4 protein-coding genes are annotated in these 4,417 nt (G+C 68.7%); all 4 read left to right on the top strand.

Going from position 1 to position 4,417, the window contains the following annotated elements; all coding sequences use genetic code 11:
- Positions 1 to 1,339: protein rep (locus ACIQAK_RS32935; protein ID WP_401849671.1), on the top strand; the 1,339-nt coding region annotated here is incomplete at its 5' end.
- 620 nt (positions 1,340 to 1,959) lie between these two features.
- The gene (locus tag ACIQAK_RS32930; RefSeq protein ID WP_366392975.1) at positions 1,960 to 2,388 is read left to right on the top strand and encodes a hypothetical protein; all 429 of its coding nucleotides are present in this window, start codon (positions 1,960 to 1,962) and stop codon (positions 2,386 to 2,388) included.
- Positions 2,389 to 2,390: 2 nt separating this feature from the next.
- Complete coding sequence (locus tag ACIQAK_RS32925; protein WP_366392974.1) at positions 2,391 to 3,818, top strand: hypothetical protein; 1,428 nt, start codon at positions 2,391 to 2,393, stop codon at positions 3,816 to 3,818.
- Positions 3,815 to 4,129, top strand: a complete 315-nt coding sequence (locus ACIQAK_RS32920; protein WP_366392973.1) for a hypothetical protein — start codon at positions 3,815 to 3,817, stop codon at positions 4,127 to 4,129. Before ACIQAK_RS32925 ends, ACIQAK_RS32920 begins: the two co-directional genes overlap by 4 nt.
- The last annotated feature ends 288 nt before the right edge of the window (positions 4,130 to 4,417 follow it).

Raw genomic sequence — 4,417 nt, 5'->3', positions numbered from 1 at the left:
GGCCTCGTATGGAGAGCTGGAGACGGAACAGGTCCGCCAGGACCTCACGGCCATCGCCGTACGCCAGGGCACCCGGCCCCGCCCGGGCCGGAGGCAGGAGGGCGGGAGCCGGGCCGCCTCTGGCGGCCTGGCGGACGGCCACCCTAGGTACAACGCGAATAATGTTTCCCACATCCAAGAAAACCCCAGCTCAGAGGCCGAATCGGCCGTACGGCAGGACCGCCGGGAACGCCGCTTCGCTCAGCGGCAAGCCCTCTGGGCGATCACCTCGCTCGACCGCGTCCGCAAGTGCGGCCGCACGACCAACGGCAACGTCGGCGACGGCCTGGCGGCCATCGTCGTCAACGGCTCGGTCGCGCACTGGTCCGGCTTCTGCACGTGCGGCTCCATCTGGGCCTGCCCCGTCTGCTCCGCCAAGATCCGCGCCACCCGCGCCGACGAGATCGCCCGCGCCGTCGCCGCCCACATGACCCGCGACGGCGGCACCGCCTGGATGGTCACCCTGACGGCCCGTCACAAGCGGCATCACGACCTGGCCCCGCTCTTCGACGCCGTCGCCAATGGCTGGCGCAAGCTCATGTCCGGCCGGGCCTGGGCCGGTGACCCGAAACGCGGTGTCCTCGGCGAACGCGACCGGCTCGGCGTCCGGGGCAATATTCGCTCGATGGAAGTCACTTACGGAACTCGGAACGGCTGGCATCCGCACCTGCACGTGGTTCTCCTCCTCAGCAACGAGACCGGCGAAGAACTCGCGTACGCCATTCACCGTTGGGACAAGACCTGGCGGGCCTGGATGAAGAAGCAGGGATTCGAGCCCAGCAAGGAACACGGCGTCAAGTGGTCCAAGGTCACCACGCCGGAAGAGGCAGGCGAATACATCGCCAAAACCCAAGAGGGAAAGCACATCGGAAACGAAATCGCTCGCGGTGATTTCAAGAACGGCAAATTCGGAACCCTCGCGCCCTTCGAACTCCTCGAATACTTCCGGCAGACGGGAGACATGGCGATCCTCCCGGTCTGGCAGGAGTACGAGCAGGGCACCCACCGACGCCGGGCGATCACCTGGAGCCGGGGCCTGCGGGCCGAACTCCTCGGCGACGAACCGGAGTTGAGTGACGAAGAGGTGGCGGCCGAAGAGGTCGGCGGCGAGACGTGGGCACTTCTGCCGGCCGAATCGCTCCGCGCGATCCGCCGCGTCCCCGGCCTGCAAACCCGACTCCTCGACGCGGCCGAGAACGGCGGCTTCGTGGAGCTGGTCAACCTGCTCACGGCCTACCACCTGACCTACCAGGCTGGCCCCGACGCCCCCAAGACGGAAGCGTCTCCGGCCGCAAGCTGACCGACCAACAGAGAAGGTTTGGGGAACCTTTGATCGGTGGGGCCGGAGCATGAAAAGGGGCCACTACACTTGTATCCGAGTGAGGGCCAAGGGTCCTCACCGCGCGAAGCAAGGTCCGGGCCCCTTTTCTTGCTCCGGGAGGGGCCCCGCCGATTAAAGGTTCCCTAAACCTTCGGCCCCGAAAATCGCGCGACCGCCTCCGGCGGAAGGGTCGCCCCCCGGCGGGAATTACGCGCCCCCCTTCGTACGGCTGTAGACCGTCGCGCGAGTAACCCGAGAAGCCTTCGCAATCTCAGTCGGCGTCAACGCCTTCGTATCCATCGCGGTCTTGGTCAATTCGATGGCGGCTTCCCCCGCCGTGTCGGCAAGATCAGCTAGCGCACGGAGGAGCGACCGGTGCCACTCCGCCGGATCACCGGCCATCGCCGCATCGGCATGTCCGAGGTAGCTGGCAAGCTCTGAGATCGCCTGAATCCGACGCTGTGCAGCGGTGCGGACCTTCGGGGGCACTGACCTGGGCATCTGTCGTCCTCCTGTACGTGAAGCGCTTAGTCGCTTGACACATCCCGTGTGCACAGCCATCGTAGAGGCCGTACCACCTGCACACGAGAGTCCGTCAGATGACGGCACGTCAGAGAGAGGTCCACATGCCCGCGATCTTCCACGTCGACCAGGCCCGCACCTTCAAGATGGTCATGTTCCTCAGCTCCGCGCCGAAGACCGTGTTCGGCAACAACCAGCAGCAGGACAAGACCTCCGACGGCACCCCCAAGTGGGAAGTCCAGGTCGTCGCCACGTTCGAGCAGTTCGGCCGCACCGAGAACGAGATCCTCAAGGTCGGTGTCGCCTCCCACCAGGACCCGGCGGCGGCCCTCGGCGGGGTGCCTCAGCCGGTCGAGCTGGTCGGCTTCCGCGTCGGTGTGACCCCGGCCGAGAAGCGGACCGACAAGAACGGCAACGAGCGTGTCGTGGGCGGAACCGCCTGGTACCAGGCCGACGAGGTCCGCGCCCTCAACGCCGTTCCGGCCGGTCGGAAGTCGGAGGGCTGACCGTGATCGACTCCGTCTTCGACGGGCTGGAGGCGGCCCCCCTGTTCGCCGGAATCGCGCTCGCGGTCCTGGTGGGCTGGGGGGCCTTCCGGCTCTTCATCACCTCGTACCGGTACATCCGCGCAACCCCTCTCCAGCGGGCCCGGATGCGGCACGCCTGGTCGGTCTCCCTCCGCTGGAAGCGCCTGGCCCCGAACCTGGGCCTGGCCAGGGTGGACGAGAACACCAAGGGCAAGAAGTCCATGGACGGCAAGCCGGTCAAGCCGACCGTCGTCGTCCCGAAGATCCGCGTGATCCCCGAGCCGTGGGGCCTCCGCGTCCTCGTCCGCACGATCCCCAAGGTCGGCGTCGAGGAGTTCGACAAGGCGGCCGGATGGCTGGCCGACGCCTGGGGCTGCCAGACGGTCGAGGTCCGCCGCGTCTCCGCCGGGCTCCTCGAACTCCGGGGCCTGGTCGGCAACCCGCTCGATGACCACTTCCCGTTCCAGCTCCCGGACGGCGACTGGGTCCTTCCGCTCGGTCGCAACCCGTGGGCCCGTGACCTGGTCATCCCGCTCCGCGACCTGTCCGGCGTGAAGGTGGCCGGCATGCCGGGCTTCGGCAAGACCATGCTGATGCTCGGCTGGCTCGCCTCGCTCGCGCACTCGCCCGCGGTTCAGTTCGCGGTCTTCGACGGCAAGACCTCCGACCCCCGCTTCGGCGACTGGGGAGAGGTCGGCCAGCGGGCCATGTTCATCGTCGGCGACAACCCGGAGGCCGCACACCAGCGGTTGACCGACCTGGTCCGCCTCATCAAGGACCGCCCCGCCCAGCTGGTCGAGGAACGCGGGACGCACAAGTTCTGGAAGCACGGCCCGACCGAGACGATCCCGCTGGTCCTGGTCGTGATGGACGAGTGCCACAACTACATCGACGCGTCCGGCCTCCGGGGCAAGGACAAGGAACTGATCGAGGCCAACCAGCGGCTCATGCGGACTATCGCCAAGGAGGGTCGCGGCCTCGGCGTCATCCCGATCGTCGGCACGCAGAAGCAGACCGGCGACGCCATCCCGACCGCCGTCCGCGACAACCTCGAAGTCGGCGTGTGCTTCGCGGTCTCCACCATCGACGCGGCAGAGGCCGCGCTGGGCGACGGGATCCGCAAGGACGAGGAGAACCAGCCGACCAAGCTCCGCGACAAGGAGAGGTTCGCGGGCGTCTGCGTCGTCACCGGCGTCCCCGGCCTGGGCGGCGAGTACGACCGCGTCCGGGTCGGCGACATCGACGAACTCGCCCTCGTCCAGTCGGTCGTCAGTTCCGTCCAGCTCCGCCGCGACGTCATCCCGACCCCAGCGCCCGTCGTCCGGGATGCCGGTTCCGCCGGCGTCCCGCTCCAGAAGACGGCCGACGAGGAGAAGCCCAAGACCACCCGAAGGAGGAAGGCGTCATGACGCCCTCAGACGGCCCCACGCGGGTCTACACCCCCGAACCCCTCGTCGTCGGCCCCGGACAGGCTCTGAGCCCCGCTCAGGGCTTCTACGGGGCCACCCCGGTCGTCATCGTCCAGCAGCAGCCCCCCGCCCCCTCCTGGCTCCGCCAGCACGCCGGACAGCTCATCGCGGCTGGCGGGGCCGGGGCCCTGGTCGTCGCCGTGCTCCTGGCGGTCGCCCTCGTCGCCGTGGCGGTCGGGATCGGCGCGATCTCCTGCGCGGTCGGCTGGTACGTGATCAAGAGCCTGATGGGGCCGCAGACGAAGAAGTGACCGCCCGGCGCGTCGGAACCGCGCCGGTCGGCCACCACGACAGGATCTCACCCGCGAGAACGAACGGAGGCCCGGACCGCTGACGACGGCCGGGCCTCTGGTCTCCGCACCACCTGCGACAGCGAGAACGGAGAACGTCCATGGGCAGCGTAGAGCACAGCGCCGACCCCGCGCGAGACGACGAGGCCGAGTCGGCCTCGTATGGAGAGCTGGAGACGGAACAGGTCCGCCAGGACCTCACGGCCATCGCCGTACGCCAGGGCACCCGGCCCCGCCCGGGCCGGAGGC

It is taken from the genome of Streptomyces sp. NPDC088706 (genome assembly GCF_044752765.1).
GTDB lineage: Bacteria > Actinomycetota > Actinomycetes > Streptomycetales > Streptomycetaceae > Streptomyces.
Note: the sequence above shows the minus strand (reverse complement) of the source record. Positions and strands in the feature narration are given on the sequence as shown.